Origin of the sequence: Rothia sp. HMSC071F11 (assembly GCF_001809115.1) — a bacterium.
Taxonomy (GTDB): Bacteria; Actinomycetota; Actinomycetes; order Actinomycetales; family Micrococcaceae; genus Rothia; species Rothia dentocariosa.
Genome location: NZ_KV795770.1, coordinates 15,014 through 36,479, shown reverse-complemented (window position 1 = coordinate 36,479; position 21,466 = coordinate 15,014). Strand labels below are relative to the sequence as shown.

The window sequence follows — 21,466 nt, the reverse complement described above, 5'->3', positions numbered from 1 at the left end:
GAGCATAGCCCGGACCAAAACACCAGGTCAGAGCGCTTTTATGCGCCCACCCACTACCCGGGCTTACGTGTATCTACACACCGTGCTCGGGTTTTTTCATGCCCTCACGCCTAACGTGCGCTGCGCTGGCGGGGACCCGAGCACCGACCCGAAGGAACTCGGCCCATGCCACACATTACACTCGACCATATTTCGTATGCGCATCCGGGTGAACCCCCGCTTTTCACCGACCTCTCCGCCACATTTTCCGCGCCGCTCACCGGGCTTATTGGCGATAACGGTACTGGAAAAACTACCCTCTTCAGGCTTATTCTTGGCGAGATAAAGCCTAGTCACGGCATAATCAGCGCCCCGCCACGCATAGCGTACCTGCCGCAAGATTTGGGGTTGAGCGAGCATCAGCATCTTGCCGATATTTTTGGAATTACAAAAATTTTGCGAGCGCTCGATGCGCTGGAATCGGGCAACTACTCCCCCAGCCTTTATGACACTATCGGCGACGCCTGGGATATTGAAGAACGCACCCTCGCGACCCTTGCCGAGTACGGTTTTAGTCCTGCGCGCACCACGGATGCCGCCGACCCACACGCCATTCGCGACCTTCTGATGCGCCCCCTTAGCACCTTTTCGGGTGGTCAGACGGTCACTGCCGCCCTCGCCGCGCTTCTGCGCTCGAACCCCGAATTTATTCTGCTGGATGAGCCCACAAATAACCTGGATTCCGCCGCGAAGAGTCGGCTTTTCGCGGCTCTTGAAACCCTCACCTGCCCGGCGCTGATCATCAGCCACGACCGCGATCTGCTCGCGCGCATGAACGCGATTGCCGAGCTGCACGCCGACCGTGAGGGGCGGGCGCATCTGCGCATATATGAGGGCAACTACGACACCTACCGGGCGGCTCGGAAGGCCGAGGAGAGCGCCGCTCATCGCCGCATGAGTGAGGCGAAAAATGAGGCGCGTAAGGCTGAGCGCGAGCGCATTGAGAACCAGATTAAGCTCGATCGCAACGCCCGCCGAGGCCGCGATTTTGAGCGGTCGAAGCGGAAACCTGGCCTGGCGATGGGCCTGGATAAGAACAGTTCAGAGCGCTCTGCTGGAAAACTTCGCACGGCACATGAAAGCATGGTGGCGGATGCGCGTGCGGCAGTTAGTGAAGCCCAAGAGAACCTGCGCGTGCAGGAGCGTATCTACCTGGAACTTGCTCAGGATGCACTCCCGGCGGGGCGGAAGGTACTGGAATTACAGCGGGTGGGGAAAGACTCTTGCGCGTCTGCGCAACAGAGTGCCGAATTTAAGAATGCACACACCCAAAATATAGTTTCACATGAAACACAACCTTATAAAGTTGATTATTCGTCCCGTCGCCAAGACTTTCCCGAGGTTCTTATCCTGACCGGGCCCGAGCATATGCGCATCACGGGAGCAAACGGCAGCGGCAAGACCGTGCTTCTCAAAGCAATAGCGCACGCGAACAAGCCCGGATACCACTCTCCCGTGCCGCCCGCTTACCGGGTGCTCTACCGCCTGGGCAACGCTGCATATATGCCGCAGCGCATCACGCTTGATCCTGAACGCACCCTCCTTGAAACCGTGCAGCGGGCGAACCCGGGCGCGAGCGAACAGCATCTTCGCAACCAACTGGCGCGGCTGCTGTTCAGGCGCGAAAGCGTGCATCAGCGTATTGGGGAGCTTTCCGGGGGTGAACGTTTTCGTGCCGCGCTGGCGACGGTTCTGCTCACCGACCCGGTGCCGCAGCTTCTTCTGTTGGATGAGCCCACGAATAACCTAGATATTTCGTCGGTGGATTGGCTGGTGCAGGCGCTCGATGCTTATACTGGCGCGCTGATCATCGTTAGCCACGACGAGGATTTTTGCGAGCGCATCCGCATCGACCGCACGCTCAGCCTTTCGGCAAAGACCCTCGGGGAGGCACCGTGCTGAACATTCTTCGTTCCATCCCGTGGGCATTCCGTATAACCCTTCACACGGCGCCCATTCCCTTCCTTGCCGCGGTTTGTACGACCCTGCTTCTCACGTTCATGCCGAGCGCGCAGGTGGTGCTGGTGAATGCTGCGGTGGGTTCGGTGGCCTCCGGCGATACTGCAACATCGCTCACCTGGGCTGCGATAATCGGTCTCCTCGTGGCGGCGTACCTTCTGGTGCAGCGGGCAAGCATGTCGCTCTTCACCATGACGAAGGCGCGCGTGAATGCCGCCGCGCATCAAAAACTCAATACCACCTTGGCGCGGGTGAAGCCCGAGGTGATGAGTGAACCCGAGATGCAGAAGCATCTTCGTGCAGCCCGTGAATCTCTTACGAAGCAGGAGATTCCCACTCAGGCAAATTCCGTGGTGACCCTCGTTGCCGCCGTGGCGATGGTTCTGCTGCTGTGCGCGACAATTGCAGGCACGAGCCTTCCGGCTGCGTTCTTTGTGGCGGGGTGCATGGTTCCGCTCTCTGCCGCGATGGTTCTGCTGGCGAAGCGTGACTACCGTATCTACGGGCAGGTTTATGAGGACCGCCGTGAAGAAGCATATTTTCTGGATGCGCTCACCCACCCCAGTACAGCCCGGGAGATCGCGACCCTGGAGGCCGGTGGTTTCTTCGCCGACGGTGTGGCGCGGGCACGAAATCGTGCCACCGGGCGGGAATATCATCTGGAGGCGGTGCGCGGTATCGTGGTGGGGTTCGCTGGGCTCATCTGCTCGGTGTTGCTGATGGGTGCACTCTACTGTCTGATCGGTTCGGGGGCGAGCGCGGGCGAGATTGCCGGTGCGCTGGTGGGAACGCTCACCTGTATCGCGGCCACGCAGGATGTTGGCTACGCCTTCGGGCAGGTCTCAAATGGAGCGATGTCAATTGCCCAGTATCGCGCGTTTGTGGATAATCCGCGCTACGTGCTTGCTTCAGAGACAACGCATCATAATCCGCCCGCAACCGGTGATTCTCCGCGCGAACTCACTGTACGCAATCTGAGCGTCACCTATCCCGGGACGGATACACCGACGCTGCACCACGTGAACCTACACATACAACGCGGACAGATGGTGGCATTGGTCGGTGCCAGCGGCGCGGGGAAAACTACGCTGGTGCGCGGGATTCTCGGGCTGACTCCCTCCACCGCGGGAGGCGTATTCTTTGACAATACTCCGACTGAGTCGCTAAGCATGCAACAGGTTTTTAAGCACACCACCTTGCTCAGCCAGGACTACGGGCGGTACGAGCTGACCGTGCGGGAAAACCTGCTGTTGGGCACTCACACGCAGGGCCAGGAACCGCCAACCGATCAACGTCTCTGGGATGCGCTCAACAAAGCCCGCGCCGCCGAATTCGTGCGTGCCCTGCCTGCCGGTTTAGACACACAGCTCGGCGAAGCCTGGGGCGGGGTCGGGCTATCGGGCGGGCAATGGCAGCGTTTAGCATTGGCGCGCCTGATCCTGCGTAACACCGCCCTGTGGATTCTGGACGAACCAACCAGCGCTATCGATGCCCACGCCGAAGAACAGATTTTCGCTACCCTGCGCAAAGTTGCGGCGGATCATATGACGATTCTGGTCTCACATCGCGCCTGGACTCTCAAACACGCGGACATCATTCATGTGGTGGATCGCGGAACCATCGTCGAATCGGGAACCTACGCCGAACTATTAGGCGCTGGCGGGCGGTTCGCCGAAATTTTCGCCTCACAGATAGAGGATGCGCCGGAACACACGCCGTCAGACTTGTTAGTTGCTGACGGTGCCGGATCCACGGAAAACATCGGGTCTGCGGAAGAAGGGACACCATCGTGTTAAAAACGATTAGACAAACTCTCTGGGCCCTGCGGTATGCGCTGCGGGCGCATCCTATTCTTGTACTCAGCTCGTTCACCCTTCTCACAGTGCTCTCGTTTCTGCCCAGCGCGCAGATGTTCCTCATAGCCGCAATCACCGACTCGCTCAGCGCCGGGGATGCGCACACTGCACTCACGTGGGCGGGCGTAACTGGGGGCGTGCTGGCGGGTAACCTTGCCCTGCAGCAAGTGTCTAATTCGCTGGATATGTCGCTGCGGGCGGGTATGGCGCAAACAGGTATTCGGGCGATCGCCCGCAGGCTCGCTTCCCTCACCCCCGAACAGATTTCGCGCGGATCATTTTCGCAGCGCTCGCGTGCCGCCCAGGATGCGGTCGCCAACGGCCACCTGCACACCCAAGTAACCAGCACCGGCGTACTTCTCTTCACGTTTCTTATGGTGGGTTCGCTCTGCGTCATGGTAGCTCGCGTCAGCTCTGCGGCGGCGGCATGCCTTCTGTTGTGCCTGATTCCGGTGGCGTTCGTAGCGGGGCTGTACACGCGGCGCAACGAGCAGGCCTGGGACAGCATTTATGCGCATAATCACCGAGCCTGGTACGCTACCAACCAAATAGCCTACCCGGATACCGCTGAAGAACTTTCGACCCTGAAAGCAGGCTGGTTCTTTGCGGCACGGGCTAACCGACAACGCGGGCTGGCCGCTGACGAAGAGGTGAAACTTACCGCATATGCCCTGCGTTTGCAGGTAATATCGGGGGTAATGTGCGCAGTCTTCCTGGTGGGTGCGCTAGATTTTCTGGTGTCCTCCGGGGCGAGCGCGGGTATCATCTCTGGTACGATAGTGGGCGCGCTTTCCGCCATGATGTCGCTGACTGCAGCGAGTCACGATATGAGCTCGCTCGGCGCCGGGGCTAACGGAATTACACGGTATCGAGAGTTTCTGGAAGGCTCCGAAAATCCGTCTCGCAAGGCGGTCGCCACTCTTGATGCACCGCTTAGCCGCGTGCGCATCGAGAACCTTTCCATCACCTACCCCAACGCTGAAAAACCCGTGGTGCGCGGGGTATCCTTCAAGATTGAGCGCGGTCAAACAATCGCGCTCGTGGGGGCAAACGGTGCGGGCAAGACCACGCTAATACATGGGATTCTGGGCATGCTCGCCGCTCACGAGGGACGTGTTCTTTTCGACAACACCCCGGTGGATGCTCTCGATTCCGCCGAACGGCACCGACTGGCGACTATTCTCACCCAGGATTTTGGACGCTACGAACTGACGGTTCGGCAGAACCTCCTCATGGGGATTTCCGGGCGCTCCGCAACCGACGAGCAGCTGTGGGACGCACTCGAAAAGGCCCGTGCCGCCGAGTTCGTGCGGGCCCTGCCTGCCGGTTTAGACACCCAGCTGGGTGAACAGTGGGGCGGCACTGGTCTATCAGGCGGGCAGTGGCAGCGGCTCGCATTGGCTCGCCTAATTTTGCGCAATACCGACCTGTGGGTTCTGGACGAACCAACCAGCGCGATTGATGCCGAAACGGAGGAAGATATTTTCGCCTCTCTGCGCGAGATTGCGGCGGGACATATGACGGTTCTGGTCTCGCATCGCGCATGGACCCTCCGCCAGGCCGACCGTATTTACGTGATGGATGCAGGCGCAATCGTCGAATCGGGTACCTACACCGAGCTAATGGCGCACAACTCGCATTTCACCCGGCTTTTCGCCTCACAGGCGGGGTGATAGTGAAGCCCCCACCAATCCGGGAGAAGTTTTTTATTCGGGAGCGATGAGAATACTCCCGCTTCTACGCCTCCCGCGCACAAGGTCAAGAATCGGGTCGTTTTCCGCCCGAAACATCCGTATTCTCTAGTGTTAAGACCTTGAACTAGGAGAATCCTTGAGCATCACAGACCGTTCCGCAGCGAGCACAGACCCGATTGAGCAGACCGTCCAGTTCGGGCGCATAGCCGCCGCTATCGAGTACCTGTATGACCACGCCGCAGATCAGCCCACGCTCGCGCAGGTATCCCAAGCGGTTCATGTGAGCCCCGAATATCTGCAGCGTCAGTTCCAGCAGTGGGCGGGAGTGAGCCCCAAGAAAATGCTGCAGCATATCAGCCTTGAACGGGCGAAGGCGGCGCTCGCTGGGCAGCAGAGCACGCTCGATGCGGCCTGGTCGAGCGGGTTCAGCGGCACAGGGCGCCTGCACGATGCGTTCGTCACCATTGAGGGCATGACCCCCGGCGAGTACAAGAACGGCGGGGCGAACCTGCGCATCGTCTGGCGTTACGCCGCGTCCCCTTTCGGCACGGTGCTGATCGCCGCAACGGATAAAGGCATATGTCATATGGCATTCGCCGATAACCCGGATGCGGCTCTTACGAACCTGCGCGCCGAATACCCGAATGCGCAGCTGCATGAGGGCGAGCATCCTTTTCACGAGCAGGCGTTGAGTATTTTCGGTGGCGGCGGGGAGCGCATCGCCCTGCATTTGAAGGGTACGCCGTTTCAGGTGCAGGTGTGGCGTGCGCTTTTGAATATTCCGCAGGGTGCCGTGCAAAGTTATGGGTCTGTGGCTGAGAGTATTGGTCGCCCGCGTGCCGCCCGTGCCGTGGGAACCGCGGTGGGGCACAATCCGGTTGCCATGATTATTCCCTGCCACCGAGTGATTCGTGAGAGCGGCGTGATCGGGGATTACCGTTGGGGTCGCGGCCGCAAAATGGCGCTTCTCGCCCAAGAACTCGGCGCGGCCTAGCGAACATCGGTCCACCCCAGTTTTACCCGCTCCCGCTTTTACACTTGCGAAAGCATCTCGCGAGTATGTGTGCCCCTTCGGAAGTTCGCAAAGTTTAAAGGGGTCCCGTTTGATTCCTCGGTGAAAGTTACACAATTGCCATCGAGAGTCACATTTTTGTCACTTTCATTCCGTTTTTTATACCAAAGTGACAAAAACCCGTCTGGAAGTTACATTTTGTCATCCAAAATCACCAGATTTGTAACTTTCAGTCCAGTCAGACGCCCACATTGTCACTCTCAGAGTTACAATATTTACATGTATACGCCTGAAGAAGTGACACAAACTCTGAATGAGCTACGCCTCCTCGGTCGGGATAGCCTGACCGTTGAGGTGAAGTCGGCGCATAACGGTTACCCGTCGTCCATTGCTGAGACTATCTGTAGCTTTGCCAACCTTCCTGACGGCGGCACCATCATATGCGGTGTGGACGAATCCCAAGATTTTGCTCCCGTGGGTGTTTACGATCTTGAAGATTTACGAGCGAAAATTATTGACGCCGCGCAGAATCTCAAACCCAAAATCGCGGTAGAAACCACCGATATGGTTCTGGGCGATCATCAGGTGCTCATCGTATCTGTTCCAGGGTTACCGGTACAGGAACGCCCCTGCTTTAAAGGTAATGTGGCGTATCAGCGCCTCGGAGACGGTGACTACCCGATGGATAGTTACGCGCTAAGCCTTATGTATGCCCAACGCCATAAACCACAGAATGACCTACGAAATATTCCTGGAACGTCCATCAAAGATTTAGATGAGCCGTACACTGAGGACTTTTTGCGTCAGGTTCGCCTCTCCTCAGCACGTTTGCGGCATGACTCTGACCAGGAAATTCTGCACAAACGCAATGTTCTCACCGCCGCGCAGAACGATTTAACCTTGGCCGGATTATGTGCTCTGGGGGATTATCCGCAGCAGTTTTATTCTGGGGCAAGTATTATCGGCGTAGTGTCTATGAGCGGTACAGCCCGTAATGATGACCGTTTTCGGGGCGAAGGCCCTATTCCTGCCATGCTTGAAGATGCGCTTGCCTGGCTTGTGCGTAATCTTAAAAACCGCACCGTAACAACCCCTGACGGGGCGGGTCTGATGGATGAACCCGAAATTCCTCTAGTGGCTCTGCGCGAATTCGTGGCAAATGCCCTTGTGCACCGCAGTTATGAGCAGGATGCTTCGGGGAAGTTCGTGCAGATTTTTATTAAGCGTGGCCGTGTTGAGATCATCAGCCCCGGTGGTTTTTGGGGTATTTTACCTAGTCAGGTTGGTCTTGTGCACCGCCCTGCGGCTGTGAATGAGGCACTGTACGCTATCTGTCAGAATATTCGTCTCAGCGACGGTCGTCGGCTCATTGAGGGAGAAGGCGGGGGTATTTTGGCGGCGCAGCAGGCCTTACGCAATGCTGGTTTGCGCGAGGCTCGCATCCTTGATGAAGGTATTCAGGTACGCGTTATCATTTACCGATCCACCAACGATGCACAGTCCACACGGGAGCGACGGGCGGCACAGTCTTCCCAGCATGTTGACGTACCGCAGGAACTATCCGCCACAGAATCACAGGTGTATTCTGCCTTAGCGCAGAAGCCCGCTACGGTCACCGATCTCGTAGAAGATACCCAGTTAACCGCGCGGCAGGTTCGGTATGCACTGCCCAAATTGGTCAAACGAGGTATGGCAGAGCAGCGAGCACACTCAGGGCGTCGCGGTTCTGTATACCATCTCATCACCGTGTAGCCACTAACCCATGAGTTCTATAGCGCAAAGCGGGTGCCCGGCGCCTCTTCTAACGAAGGCACCGGGCACCCGCCCGTATACGATACGCCCTGAGTGCGAGCGCACGTTAATCCTTGAGGACTACTCGGGAAGCACCAGACCCTTGGTCTGCGACACTGCACGGGCGAAGCGCTCAGCGACATCTGCCCAGTTCACGATGTTCCAGAATGCCTTCACGTAGTCGCCCTTCACGTTCTGGTAGTCCAGGTAGAAGGCGTGCTCCCACATATCGAGCTGCAGAACGGGAATCAGTGCAACCGAGATGTTGCCCTGCTGGTCGTACAGCTGCTCAATGATGAGGCGCTTACCCACGGTGTCCCAGGCGAGAATTGCCCAGCCGGAGCCCTGAATGGTGAGGGCAACGTTGGTGAAGTGCTCACGGAACTTATCGAAGGAACCGAAGAACTCGTCGATAGCCGCTGCGAGCTCGCCGGTGGGCTTGTCGCCGCCCTCGGGGGAAAGGTTCTTCCAGAAGATGGAGTGGTTGGTGTGACCACCCAGGTTGAAGGCGAGATCCTTGGACAGCTTGGAAACGTTGCCGTAGGAGCCGTTTGCGCGTGCTTCCTCAAGCTGCTCTAGGGCTGCGTTTGCGCCTGCAACATAGGCTGCGTGGTGCTTATCGTGGTGCAGCTCCATGATCTTTGCGGAGATGTGGGGTTCGAGCGCCGCGTAGTCGTAGGGGAGCTCGGGAAGAGTGTACTTTTCAGCCATGGTGTATGCCCTTTCATTCAGAAGATGGCGTCGTTACAAGGGTACCAGCGTTTGCCTGCGAGTTCAGTGGGTTCTGGGCATTGTGCGGGGATGCTGTGCATAGGGTGGAGAAAGTTTTCCACAGGGGTGGATAAACCCGTGGATTTTATTTCAAATTCATCACGATTTCGGAGTATTTGCCGGATTTTTGCGGGGTTCAGACCCGCAAATAACAGGTATGTAAGTTATCCACGCTGTGGATAAACTTTGTGGATAACCCATGTTGATGTTCTCTGTCGCATATAGATAACGACATTTATGACGCCAAAAGCCGAAAATTAGTGTCGTTATGTTACGTGTAATTTTTACCGTGTTCGCTGTGTTTTAGCGTCTTCTCGCCCATAAAAACTCACACGCTAGTACCGCATATAGTTTTCACAAGCAGAATTTAGTATGTGCATAATGCACAACCTATTCTGTGGATAATGACCGGTGGAAATTGTTCACAAAGTTTTCCACAGGTGTGGATAGTATCTGTTTAAAACTTGTCTCGACATCCTCAAAATTCTGGATGCGTCCACCGAAGATTTTCATAGCAGAGTTATTTTCGCGTATTTGCACGGATTAACGGGTGCGTTCTAAGACACAGTGGGCGTGATGCGTGTGTGAGCCAGATTCCCTAATAACAGTCGTGTAAGTTCTCCACAGTGTGGAAAAGTACTGTGGATAAAGCCTTGGAAAGAGTTCATTGGGGGTCATATCAGCCGCATCTCCCAGAGCACGCTTACACTGCCTGCCCCTGTCGTTCCACGTATCGAGAGAGGTCATGCACGCCTGTGAATGTCAGAATGCGCAGGAACGCGACACGCCGGGCGCATCCTGCTCTGCCGGGGTAGTTAAGGTATGGATCTGGCGTACTGCGTGCGATCCCGCACGACCCACCATGCACCACGCCGTGCAGAAAGGCATGAAAGACCGTGACCGTCGGGGGAAAAATTAATAGAAAACCCCCGAAATACCGGGGAAGTAGCGAGCATAGACGCCGCGCAACCTTTTTGATGTGCGCTTGCCCACCTATGAGGCATTCTTGCTAGTGTTGGCGGGGTACGTAGGGTATTCTTAAAAAGAACGGCGCGGGGACCGCCCAACCACGAACAGTACCCGCACCGCACAACCGCCGGTAGAAATGCAGGTTACCTGCACACCGACGACAATCACCGATAAATAGAGAGTCGAACCCTGTCGGTTTGAGCTTCCGGTCTCGCCCCGCGGGCTTCTTTTTCGACCCCGTTATGCATACCAGTGTACACGCTTATTTATCATGTGCAAACCCAAATGGTATTTTTTCCCAAATTTTTTTAATCATTTTGTAATATTCCTGGCGAGTACTACCTAAGCAGCCTCAAAATTTTACCTTCTTTACGTGTAAAACCTTGAATTATCAAGTATTTTTTACAGGTAATCATTACAGTGATTTCATTCGGGAAGCGCTATTTCCCGGGCAAATTGTCGAAGACACGCCGACAATGGTGTGACGTATTTCGGACAAATTTGTGCCGCCAGTGTGTACTTTAAGGAAAGACATACCAAGTTTTGAGCAATATCTGAGGGTTTGCTGTCTTAACAAGTACAATGAACTTTACACACCTTATATATGCGCTCAGTTTAAAAGCTGGAGGTGCGAGGAGGAACACTCATGCCCAAACAAGCAACCACCGTCTCTGGCAATCTTCCAGAGAAGGCGGAGCCCAAATGGCTAAATGAAGAAGAACGTGAGGGATGGCTGTTTATCAGCTCGATCATCTTCAACCTCACACGGCAGCTCGATAATCAGCTTCAGCAGGATGCCGATTTGAGCTATGTCGAGTACATGGTACTTGTTGGACTCTCAGAGTCAGAGGATCACGAGTTAACAATGACGCAGCTGGCACTGGCCACAAACACTCTGCCGGCGCGTCTTTCGCGCGTGGTCGCCAGACTGGAGAAAGACGGGTACGTGTCCCGGTCACTCAGCGCCGAAGACCGCCGCGTCAGCATTTGCCATCTGCTTCCTCAGGGTTTGCAGAAGCTTCAGGATGCGGCACCCGGTCACGTAGCACAGGTACGTCACGAGATTTTCGACCACCTCACGGAAGATCAGGTGCGTGCTTTAGCTAATATCGGCGAAAGCATCTTGGGAGATACGCCTTCTAAACTTATTTCATCGTCGAGTTTGCGACGCGGAAGTTACCCCGCCTAAGCCTGCGCGAATGAATACATCCGGATTTTCCGAGGCTTGCGAGCACATCATAACGGTTCTGTTGTGGTGTGATAGACCGAACTCAGGAACCCCTAAATACGCCTCCAGATTAGCCTTTTCTCTCTATACAGTGCTGATTCGGCCCTCTATGATGGGTTCGACAGCGTTGCACTGTACCCTACGCAAATAGAACACACACCCTAATTTCAAGGAGAGAAAAGTTATGTCTAAGTCCTTCTATGATCTGCTCAACGAACAGATCGGTCACGAGTTTGCCGCATCCCACCAATACCTTTCAATGGCGATTTGGCTTGATGGTGAGGACCTTCCCCAGTTGGCGCGTTACTTCTACCGCCAGTCTTTGGAGGAGCGTGGGCACGCCCTCATGATGGTTCAGTACAAGCTGGATCGCGGCCACAAGGTTGAGATTCCCGCAGTTCCGAGCGTCAAGAATGACTTTAAAGATGTTCAGGAGATCGTGGATCTTTCCCTGGCGCAGGAAAAGGAAGTCACCGGTCAGATCGAGGCTCTTTTCTCCGCAGCACGCAACGAAAACTATGCTCTGGGTGAGCAGTTCATCCTCTGGTTCCTGAAGGAACAGGTTGAGGAAGTTGCATCGATGGAAACCCTCGTCACCATCGTGAAGCGTGCAAACGGAAACCTCTTCGACATCGAAAACTATGTGGCTCGTGAGCTCGATGAGTCGCACGGCGAAGACAGCTCCGCTCCTGCCGTTGCAGGGTCCTAAGGTATCTCACACCTCATAATTGCATAATTTTTATATTCTCGCTCCGAGCCAATATTACGGCAGGGGCGAGAATATTTATATTAACCTTGAAATTTCACTTACGTTATAGAATATATGCCCAAAATGGCATATATTGGTTAAGTATATTTATACTTTTAGAAGCAAAAAATACCATCTCCTGGGTAGGAGCGTTAGAATAGTAAAGATTATTCCTATCCGGAGGATAACTACAGAGAATATGACCCAATCACAGACACCGAACTCAGAAAATACAGTTTTCAGCCGCGGATCCTACAGCAACTCTAAGCGAGTTGCAGATATTTTGCGCACGGAGTCCGTGGGCGGCAGCATCCTGCTGGTGGCGACCGTCCTCGCGGTAGTTCTTGCCAATACCCCACTGGCAGATATTTATTTCGGGGTGCGCGATACCGTTATAGGCCCCGAAGTTCCAGGGTTTCACCACCTTCACATGAAGATAGGCACCTGGGCGGCAGATGGTCTCTTGGCAATATTCTTCTTCCTGACCGGTCTTGAACTCAAAAAAGAGTTCGCGATCGGTGACCTCAAATCACCGGCAACCGCGATCGTTCCCATCGCAGCAGCCTTCGGCGGCGTAATTACCCCCGCCATCATCTACACCGCTATCAACTTCAGCAGCCCCACAGCTATACATGGCTGGGCCATTCCCACGGCAACCGACATTGCCTTCGCGGTCGCCGTATTGGCGGGCGTGGGAACGTTCCTGCCCTCGGCAATGCGCATCTTCCTTCTTACCCTGGCGGTGGTTGATGATCTGATCGCTATCTGCATTATTGCAATCTTCTACACCGGCACATTCCACGGCGAATACCTGCTCCTTGCGATCATCCCTATCTCGCTGTTCGCCTTTATCGCCTATCGCGGCGAAAAAATGCTGCACCTCAAGCCCGCCGCGGCGTGGATTCTGCTTCTGCCCCTGGGTTTTATCACGTGGGCTCTTTTCCTTGAATCCGGTATTCACGCAACCATTGCCGGCGTGGTGCTTGGTTTCTGTGTTCCGGTTAAATTCAATAAACGTACCGAAGCTGCGGGCGCGGATGCTGGTCTCGCCGAGGTTTTCGAGCATCGTTTCCGCCCCCTTTCTACGGGTATCTGCGTGCCGGTCTTCGCCTTCTTTAGCGCCGGTGTTGCTATGGGCGGTTTTGACGGTCTTAAGCGGGCCCTCACCGATTCGGTCTCCCTGGGTATTATGCTCGCCCTCGTTTTCGGCAAGACCATCGGTATTACGGGAACCACCTGGCTGGTTACCAGGTTCAGGCACGCCAACCTAGACCCGGATGTGCAGTGGATTGACGTCATAGGCCTTGCGGTTACCGGCGGTATCGGCTTTACCGTATCGCTTCTGGTGGCAGAACTGTCATTCACCGGTGGATCGCCGCACGGTGAAGACGCCAAAATCGCTATTCTCTTCGGTTCAGTGACCGCCGCAATTCTGGGTGCTCTGATTCTCTCCCGCCGCAATAAGCACTACCGTTTACTGGCGGAAAAGGAGAGCGTGGATGCCGATATGGATGGCATTCCGGACGTGTTCCAGCAACGCAAAACACAGTCTTAGCCAGGTCGTGTTCGGCGGCGGAGTATTGGTAAGTACCTTGCCCAAGCATTAAGAATCCGGTGGTGACACCCCTAAGAATCACCACCGGATTTTTCTATTCTCGTTCTGGAATATAGCTGATATTTCTCAGGTTTGAGAGCTTTTTCTAAACATCCAGCCCAACACCTCTAACCGTACTGCACCCTTTCAGATATATTCTATTTTTGGAATATATCGATGGTGGGGAGTCTACCGCGTATGCCATATGGCATTCAAAGCACTCCCTGCATGGCGACCCCTGGCAGCGCTTTCGACCTCCACCCCAATGGTGCGCTGTCTTACGTCCTCAGATTCTACGCATACACACGGCATGTCCGTAGAATGAAAAGTACCGAGTGATTGGTGGAGAACGGTTTATGGCACATCAGAAACAGGGCACAGAAGCCCATCACACGACATCACGCTATGCGGAAATCATCGCCCGCTGGGTTATCGGTATCTACTCAATCGCGACAATTCTGACACTTTTCACCTGGATTATTTCCCCGCTTCGCAGGGGCCACGGGTTCACCTGGTGGGAAATCACCGCGAGCCTGCTTAACATCCCATCAAGTCATACGCTGGTGAGCGCAGTCATCATGGTGGTCATGACATCCGCTCTGATTACCCGTAAACGAGCCGCCCTCTACGCCGTCATCTTCTTTCAAGTCATCGGCATCCTCATCGGAACACGAAGTGCGCTTCTGCTCTTCTTCCCCGATAACGTGATGCCGAGCGAAGAATTTTTCTCCTCCACACTCGACACCGTAGCTATTATTGTGGCGGCTATCTTTATTCCGCTTCTCATCCTGGCACGCTCTGCTTTCCCGGCGCATATAGGCCGAATTTCATGGGTATTGGCAACCGTGGTCTTCCTCGGCGGGCTAACGGTGACAACCCTGCTGGCCTGGTATTTTGGGCATCACGTGCCGGGGGTTACGGTTCCCCACCTGCTCAAACAGGGGTTAGGGCTCGATAGTTTTCCCGAACTCAAGGGTGCAAACCCGGGTGCCACGGTGGTGGGGGCAGCATCCGTGTTCTACGGAATTTTTGCACTGATCGCGGTGTATGTGGTGGTGCGGGGGTACCGTGTCCCTAATACCTGGACCGCCGATCGGGAATTGCGCCTGCGCGAACTTTTACAGGAGTATGGCGGGAACGATTCACTCTCGTACTTTGCAACACGCCGCGATAAGCAGGTGATTTTCTCGGCGGATATGCGCGCCGCCGTCACCTACAGGCAAGTGGGCTCTGTATGTTTGGCGTCCAGCGACCCGGTGGGCGATCCGGCATCCTGGGGTTCCGCAATCGACCGGTGGATGCACCAAGTGCGCCGCTACGGTTGGATTCCCGCCGCCATCAGCGTGAGTGAAGACGGCGCCAGAGCTTTCGCACGCCGGGGACTGGGCGTAATCCGCATGGGGGACGAAGCCATTCTAGAGGTCTCACGTTTTAGCCTGAACAATACCTCGCTTACGGAGGTACGCCACGCCCACCAGCGGGTTCGTAAGGCCGGTTACACGCTGAGAATCTGCAGGCATCGTGAGCTTTCACCCGAGCAGCTGCACGAGGTGGAAAATAACGTGAACGCTTGGCGTCACGGCAAGGTTGAGCGCGGGTTCTCGATGGCACTCAACAGGCTCTCAGACCCCGCAGACGGTCGCAATCTGCTTGTTTCGGCGCATGATTCTGCTGGCACAATGGTTGCCCTCCTCTCATTCGTGCCGTGGGGCCGCACCGGCATATCGCTGGATGTGATGCGCCGCTCCCCCGACAGCCCCAACGGCATCGTGGAATATATGGTTGCCCAGCTTATGGAGGATACCCCCGACTACGGCATCACGCGTGTTTCACTGAACTTTGCTATGTTCCGCCACGTGTACGAGAACGCAGATCAGTTCGGTGCCAATGCCTGGAGCAGGTTCGCCTCTCGGTCGCTGGGGGTTTTAGACAGGTTCCTTCAGTTGGAGAGACTGTACCGCTTCAACCTCAAGTTCGCCCCGGAGTGGATGCCGCGCTATATGGTTGCGGAACCGACGCTGGCTTTCCTGAACGTTGCGGCAGCGGCCGGGGTTGCCGAGGGCTTCCTGCCCGATTTTTCGGCACGTAAACAGCGCCATGAAGTGCACCGCCTGACCGAAGACCAGATCGCGCGAGTGCACGAGATTGAGCGTGTGCGTCCAAGCGAGGCGCAGGCCCCCGAACACCGCTTCAGCGATCAGACCAAGCACCGTATTCGTCACCTGCAGATGCTTCGTGATGCCGGCATGAACCCGTACCCGCTGGGAGTCACGTGCGAGTATTCGACGGTGCAGGTGCACGATGGGCTGAGTAACCATACGCTTCCAAGCGGGGAGTTTACCCTATCGGGCAGGGTGCGGTTTATCCGCAACCACGGCGGGGTTATCTTCCTGACCCTGTCTGAGGAAGGCAAACAGGTACAGATTATTGCCGAGCGCAGCCTTGTGAGTGAGCGCGAGTTTCAGCTTCTCAAGTCCGCTGTCGATACGGGTGATATTCTGCTCGTGACCGGCACGGCGGGGGCTAGCCGCACCGGAACGGCATCCGTCATTGTGCATAGCTGGCAGATGGCGGCGAAGTGTCTACACCCCATTCCGTACGGGGCGTTGAATGATCCGGAGGCGCGCATCCGCAAACGCTCGACCGACCTGTTGGTGCATCCGCAGCAGCTTGAAAACCTTCGGATGCGCTCCTCACTGATCACTGCCATTCGCCGCACGCTCAATGATGCAGGGTTCACCGAGGTTGAGACCCCGATTCTGAATACTATTCATGGCGGTGCGAGCGCGCGCCCCTTCAAAACCTTTATTAACGCCTATGGTGCGGATCTGACGCTTCGTATAGCGCCCGAGCTGTATCTTAAACGCCTGGTGGTTGGCGGTTTGGGCGCTGTTTATGAGTTGGGGCGGGATTTTCGCAACGAAGGCGCGGATGCCACCCATAACCCGGAGTTCACGGTGTTGGAGGCTTATAAGCCTTACGCAGATTACACGGTCATGCGCAAACTTACCGAAACGCTCATCAAGAACGCTGCCCGGGCCGTCTATGGTTCTGAGGTACTTCCGCTGGGCGAGAAGGGCAGTACCGAGCGTACTCTCACGGATGTTTCGGGTGAGTGGCGGGCAGTTTCGGTATGCGAGGCCCTTTCGCGTGCGCTGGGGCGCGATATTTCGAGTGAAACAGATTTTGAGACTTTGCTTGAGCTGGCGCATGAGCATCAGATTCATGTGCGTGATGACATGGGCGCGGGCGCCATTCTTGAGGAGCTTTACGGCGAGCTGGTAGAGGCAAAAACTGTGTTCCCCACGTTTTATACGGATTTTCCGGTGGAGACCTCTCCCCTGGCGGGTGCGCATCGCACCAAGCCGCATCTGGTGGAACGCTGGGATTTGGTGATTAACGGTATGGAGATGGGAACCGCCTATTCCGAGATGACGGATGCTTTAGAACAGCGCCGCCGCCTGACCGAGCAGTCTCTCAAGGCTGCCGCGGGAGACCCGGAGGCCATGCAGATTGATGAGGATTTTCTGTATGCCCTTGAGACCGGGCTTGTCCCGACGGGCGGGCTGGGCATCGGCATTGACCGTTTGGCGATGCTCATGGCGCAGACCCAGATTCGCGGGGTGCTTTCTTTCCCGTTTGTTAAACCCGTGAAGTAGCATGTAGTCAAAAATTCATTTTCTCCACTGGAGAGTGTTTTTATGTCTATTAAACGATGTTTGATATGAATTGTGGTTCAGCCATAGCTTTTTGATGTTTTTGCTTGTCAAACGGAGTATCACCCGTGTTCCGGCTATATTAATTATTCGTTACAAATGTGGACAAGACCCCCAATGAGATTGCCGTACACCCTTCATCAACGGAACAATAAGTACCTGTAATTTCTAAAGGGAATTTCTTTCCCTGGCGTGCGGTCTACCCGGTTTGCACCTTCGCGCCTTCATGCCCGCATAGTTGCTATCCCTATTACGCTTCTATGCCGTGACGAAAGAGAAAACCTGTGGACTCACTTGTAAATTTTATTCAGGACATTAACGCCTCCACCGCTGGCGCCACCAGTGTGGTTGACAGCATTCAAAGCTGGATATGGGAAAACTTTCTGTTCGTTGCCTTGATTGTCGTGGGCCTGTTCTTGACGATCCGCACCCGCGCCGTACAGTGGCGTTCCCTACCCGAGATGCTGCGCGTACTCACCGACCCGTCCGGTCACGAAGCCGATGGGAGCAAGAGCATTTCCTCGTTCCGCGCGTTCACCGTTTCGGCGGCATCCCGCGTGGGCACTGGCAATATTGCTGGCGTAGCGATCGCTATTGCAATGGGTGGTCCCGGCGCGGTGTTTTGGATGTGGGTCATTGCTGCCGTGGGCGGCGCATCCGCTTTTGCCGAATCCCTGCTGGGTCAGCTGTATAAAGAACGCGGCAAGGATTCCTATATTGGCGGTCCTGCCTACTATATGCAGCGTGGCCTGAATGCACGCTGGCTGGGCCTGATTTTCGTGGGCTTTATCGTGCTCACCTATAGTTTTGTGTTCTGCGCGGTACAAACCAATGCGATCGTGGAAGCTGGTGCGAACTCCCTGAATATCGGTATTTCCGGTACCGAGAATATGGGTTTCCGCATCGTGGTAGGCCTTTTCGTTGCCGCACTGACGGCTGCGATTATCTTCGGCGGTATCCGCACCATTTCTACGGTCACCGAGTTTATGGTGCCGTTCATGGCGGTTCTGTACATGCTGCTGGGACTGTTCGTGGTTGTGCTCAATGTGGGCGAAATCCCGAACGTTCTGCTCATGATTTTCCAGGGTGCTTTCGGTCTGCGCGAGTTCGTAGTGGGCGGCACGATGGGCGCCGTTATTTGGGGCATGAAGCGCGGTCTGCTCTCGAACGAAGCCGGCATGGGTACCGCCCCGAACGCGGGCGCAACCGCAACTATTTCGCACCCCGCAAAGCAGGGCTACGTACAGGCTTTGGGCGTGTATTTCGATACGATGCTGGTCTGCTCGGTCACCGCGTTTATCGTGCTTTTGTCGAACCCAACCTATGGCAATAAGACCCGCGGTGCTGGACTGACTCAGGATGCGCTTGCCCACCAGCTCGGCACCTGGGCCACCCACTTCCTAACCATCGCGATTTTCCTCTTCGCCTTCTCCTCGGTCATCGGCAACTACTATTACGGCGAATCGAATATTCGCTTCGTGACTGAGAAGCCCGGGGCGTTGACGGTGTTCCGTCTGGTGGTGCTGGGCTTCGTATTCTTCGGGGCAATTGCATCGCTGGAGCTGGTGTGGACCACGGCGGATATGCTCAACGCGGGCATGGTGATTGTGAACCTGATTGCGGTGGTGTGGCTTTCGCCGAAGGTCGTTGCGGTGCTCAAGAATTACGAGCGGCAGCGCAAATCCGGTGTGGAGCCTATTTTCAAGGCATCCGATATGCCTGAGATTAAGAATCTTGCGGCTTGGGACGGCACCGATGAGGTGACCACCCGCGAGTTCTGGGCTGAGCGTGATGCGGCAGCTGCGGCTAAACGCGCCACAAAGGCTGCGAATGTATAACGCTTCACCTAGATAACTCTCCCCGCAGCGCCCGAGGACATAAATTTTATGTTCTCGGGCGCTTGGCGTATCCTCTGGCATACTAAAGACGTGCTGACTTTAGGTTTTTCGGTGTTTCCTCTTGTGCTTTTTCAGAGTCCGACGGCGCAGGCAATCTACCAGTACACGGTGCTTGCCCTGATTTTTATCTGGATTGCTTCGGTGCTGTACTGCATTTTTACGGTGCATCGCAGCCCCTACTTCAACGAGATTCAGAAGCTCAAATGGCTTCTGTTCATTCTGGTGCTCCCCTATTTTGGTGCGCTGGCGTGGTTTTTGCGCGTGCATCGCGAGAAAAAGGATGCGCCCGCCGCAGATCAGACCGATACCACCTCGAACCCTCACGACGAAGGAAAATAACATATCCTATGACAATTTCAACCTTCGGTGAGTAAGTTCACGAATACCGAAGTGGACGGTCTGTTACGGAGCCTGTATAGTTCTATATGTTGCCTGCGGCTCTTTGAGTCGTATGACACTTGCGCGAGTGGCGGAATAGGCAGACGCGCACGGTTCAGGTCCGTGTGCCCGTGAGGGCGTGGGGGTTCAACTCCCCCCTCGCGCACCAGCAATCCCCGGTTCTGATGAGCCGGGGATTTTTTGTTGTGTCGGCAACATTTGGGGTTTTCGAGTCTATATTTTACGAGTAAAAAGTATATTATCGGCATGGTGGTCACACTATCCCCTAGAATAGAGTTGGGTGTGTGCACTCACACCTAACACAGCAAATGCACAGCTACAAAAGCTAGACTGAACCCTTCGGGTTCCCAACCACGGGATGCCAGGGGTGACATCCGGCCCGAGCCATAAAGGAGGAGGCAATGAAGTTATTTGATAAGTTGGAACGACTGGAGCAAGGCATCGGTCGTACCGTTGGCTTTTCTAAAGGCTTTGGCACCTTCGCAAAGGCTGATGTAGCTAACCGTATTCGCACGTCGATGGATGATGCCTCATATGTGGACCAGGGCGGTCATACGATGGCACCAAATATCTTCAACGTTCGCTTTTCGAGCGCCGATTTTTCGCGCGTGCGGGAGTGGGGCAACCCATTCGCGGTTGAGCTGTGCAATCTTGCTATTTCGCATGCGCGTGCGCAGGGGTATTCGCTGATTGGGGCTGTACGTATTACCTTCAGTCCTATTGCCGATCTCGAAGCCGACGAGTTCGAGGTTGTGCCCAGTTTTGAGGCGTTCCAGGCTCCGCCCTCGGGTGCGACGAACTATGTTCCTCCCGCCGGTGCCGCCCACGGCGCCTCCGACTACGCCCCTGTTGCCCCGGCTCGTGATACCGGTCTGCCGACCAGAATTACAAAACCGCGGGCTACTCCGCCGCGTCGCACGGAACAGCCTCAGCAGCAGCAACAGCAGGCACCTGCCGCGTCCGCGCCGAAACCGCGTTCCCCGCAGAATCCTCCGCAGCAGCAACGTGCCGTGGCGCATCATGCCTTTGTGGATATTAACGGGCAGCGGTATGAGCTTTCTGGGGCACCTCTCGTCATCGGTCGCGGTTCCGATGCATCCGTGCGGCTGGCTGACAAGGGTATTTCGCGCCGCCACCTACAGATTTCCCGCCAGGGAGGCAACTATGTTGCCACCGACTTGGGCTCAACCAATGGAACCCGGCTGAATGGTTTTCCGCTGAAAACCCCTACCGTTCTCCAAGATGGAGCGGTGTTACAGTTGGGCGGAGCCCGAGTTCTCTTCCGCTCAATTGCCTCTGGAGGTATACGTTAATGGCATCCGAGCTAACTGTAACCATACTGCGCTTTGCGTTTTTGGGGTTGCTCTGGTTCTTTGTGTTTTTCGTGGTGGCAGCCGCCCGCCGCGATTTGGGGCTGGGCAAGAACTTCCGCTCCGTACCCGTAGAATCTGCCGCAGACTCGCAGCCGCAACCGCAGCATATTGCAGCTCCTCCTGCACGTCCTTCCCGCTTGGTGATCACCAAGGGAGTGCAGGCGGGAGCTATGATGCAGTTGGGTGACTCCCCGGTTACTATCGGTCGCGCCAATGATATTGAGGTTTCGTTGCAGGACGATTACGCCTCCGGTCGCCATGCCCGTCTGTTCCCACAGGGTTCTCGCTGGTTCTTGGAGGATTTGGGCTCAACCAACGGCACATTCGTAAACAACCAAAAGCTGACCCGCGCTACCGCTATTGAGCCGGGTGTCGATTTCCGTGTGGGCGGAACGACTATGCAGCTGAGGGGGTAATCG

General features: G+C 55.7%; 14 protein-coding genes and 1 tRNA gene. 14 read left to right on the top strand and 1 reads right to left on the bottom strand.

Annotated features, from left to right (window positions below; all coding sequences use genetic code 11):
- Positions 1-165 precede the first annotated feature (165 nt).
- From HMPREF2554_RS09610 to HMPREF2554_RS09590, 5 genes are all read left to right on the top strand, one after another.
- Complete coding sequence (locus HMPREF2554_RS09610; RefSeq protein ID WP_070555013.1) at positions 166-1,941, top strand: ABC-F family ATP-binding cassette domain-containing protein; 1,776 nt, start codon at positions 166-168, stop codon at positions 1,939-1,941.
- Positions 1,935-3,794 carry an ABC transporter ATP-binding protein gene (locus HMPREF2554_RS09605; protein WP_070555011.1) on the top strand — a complete coding sequence of 620 codons (1,860 nt, stop codon included), beginning with the start codon at positions 1,935-1,937 and terminating at the stop codon, positions 3,792-3,794. The genes HMPREF2554_RS09610 and HMPREF2554_RS09605 overlap by 7 nt, the downstream gene beginning before the upstream one ends.
- Positions 3,788-5,527, top strand: coding sequence for an ABC transporter ATP-binding protein (locus HMPREF2554_RS09600; protein ID WP_070555008.1), 1,740 nt, complete (start codon positions 3,788-3,790; stop codon positions 5,525-5,527). The genes HMPREF2554_RS09605 and HMPREF2554_RS09600 overlap by 7 nt, the downstream gene beginning before the upstream one ends.
- 157 nt (positions 5,528-5,684) lie before the next feature.
- Positions 5,685-6,542: a bifunctional transcriptional activator/DNA repair enzyme AdaA gene (locus HMPREF2554_RS09595; protein ID WP_070555007.1), complete on the top strand. Its 858-nt coding sequence runs from the start codon at positions 5,685-5,687 to the stop codon at positions 6,540-6,542.
- A 315-nt stretch (positions 6,543-6,857) separates the two neighbouring features.
- A complete protein-coding gene (locus HMPREF2554_RS09590) occupies positions 6,858-8,312 on the top strand; it encodes an RNA-binding domain-containing protein (RefSeq protein WP_246826061.1) in 1,455 nt (484 codons plus the stop codon).
- Between the two features lie 120 nt (positions 8,313-8,432).
- Here HMPREF2554_RS09590 and HMPREF2554_RS09585 read toward each other — a convergent pair whose 3' ends face one another.
- On the bottom strand, positions 8,433-9,062 hold the full coding sequence (locus tag HMPREF2554_RS09585; protein WP_006886979.1) for a superoxide dismutase: 630 nt from the start codon (positions 9,060-9,062) through the stop codon (positions 8,433-8,435).
- Between the two features lie 1,675 nt (positions 9,063-10,737).
- On the opposite strand from HMPREF2554_RS09585, the gene HMPREF2554_RS09580 reads away from it, so the two are divergent.
- From HMPREF2554_RS09580 to HMPREF2554_RS09540, 9 genes are all read left to right on the top strand, one after another.
- Complete coding sequence (locus HMPREF2554_RS09580) at positions 10,738-11,280, top strand: MarR family winged helix-turn-helix transcriptional regulator (protein ID WP_070555003.1); 543 nt, start codon at positions 10,738-10,740, stop codon at positions 11,278-11,280.
- Between the two features lie 223 nt (positions 11,281-11,503).
- The gene (locus HMPREF2554_RS09575; protein WP_013398195.1) at positions 11,504-12,028 is read left to right on the top strand and encodes a ferritin; all 525 of its coding nucleotides are present in this window, start codon (positions 11,504-11,506) and stop codon (positions 12,026-12,028) included.
- 238 nt (positions 12,029-12,266) lie between these two features.
- Positions 12,267-13,622: a Na+/H+ antiporter NhaA gene (gene nhaA, locus HMPREF2554_RS09570; RefSeq protein ID WP_070555001.1), complete on the top strand. Its 1,356-nt coding sequence runs from the start codon at positions 12,267-12,269 to the stop codon at positions 13,620-13,622.
- Positions 13,623-14,017: 395 nt separating this feature from the next.
- Complete coding sequence (gene lysX, locus HMPREF2554_RS09565; RefSeq protein WP_083297470.1) at positions 14,018-17,320, top strand: bifunctional lysylphosphatidylglycerol synthetase/lysine--tRNA ligase LysX; 3,303 nt, start codon at positions 14,018-14,020, stop codon at positions 17,318-17,320.
- 341 nt (positions 17,321-17,661) lie between these two features.
- On the top strand, positions 17,662-19,215 hold the full coding sequence (locus tag HMPREF2554_RS09560) for an alanine/glycine:cation symporter family protein (protein ID WP_070555000.1): 1,554 nt from the start codon (positions 17,662-17,664) through the stop codon (positions 19,213-19,215).
- Positions 19,216-19,263: 48 nt separating this feature from the next.
- Positions 19,264-19,614: a PLD nuclease N-terminal domain-containing protein gene (locus HMPREF2554_RS09555; RefSeq protein WP_070554998.1), complete on the top strand. Its 351-nt coding sequence runs from the start codon at positions 19,264-19,266 to the stop codon at positions 19,612-19,614.
- 121 nt (positions 19,615-19,735) lie between these two features.
- A tRNA-Leu gene (locus HMPREF2554_RS09550) sits at positions 19,736-19,822 on the top strand.
- Positions 19,823-20,075: 253 nt separating this feature from the next.
- Positions 20,076-20,987 carry an FhaA domain-containing protein gene (locus HMPREF2554_RS09545; RefSeq protein ID WP_070554996.1) on the top strand — a complete coding sequence of 304 codons (912 nt, stop codon included), beginning with the start codon at positions 20,076-20,078 and terminating at the stop codon, positions 20,985-20,987.
- Positions 20,987-21,463 carry an FHA domain-containing protein FhaB/FipA gene (locus HMPREF2554_RS09540; protein ID WP_004006321.1) on the top strand — a complete coding sequence of 159 codons (477 nt, stop codon included), beginning with the start codon at positions 20,987-20,989 and terminating at the stop codon, positions 21,461-21,463. The genes HMPREF2554_RS09545 and HMPREF2554_RS09540 overlap by 1 nt, the downstream gene beginning before the upstream one ends.
- Positions 21,464-21,466: the final 3 nt, after the last annotated feature.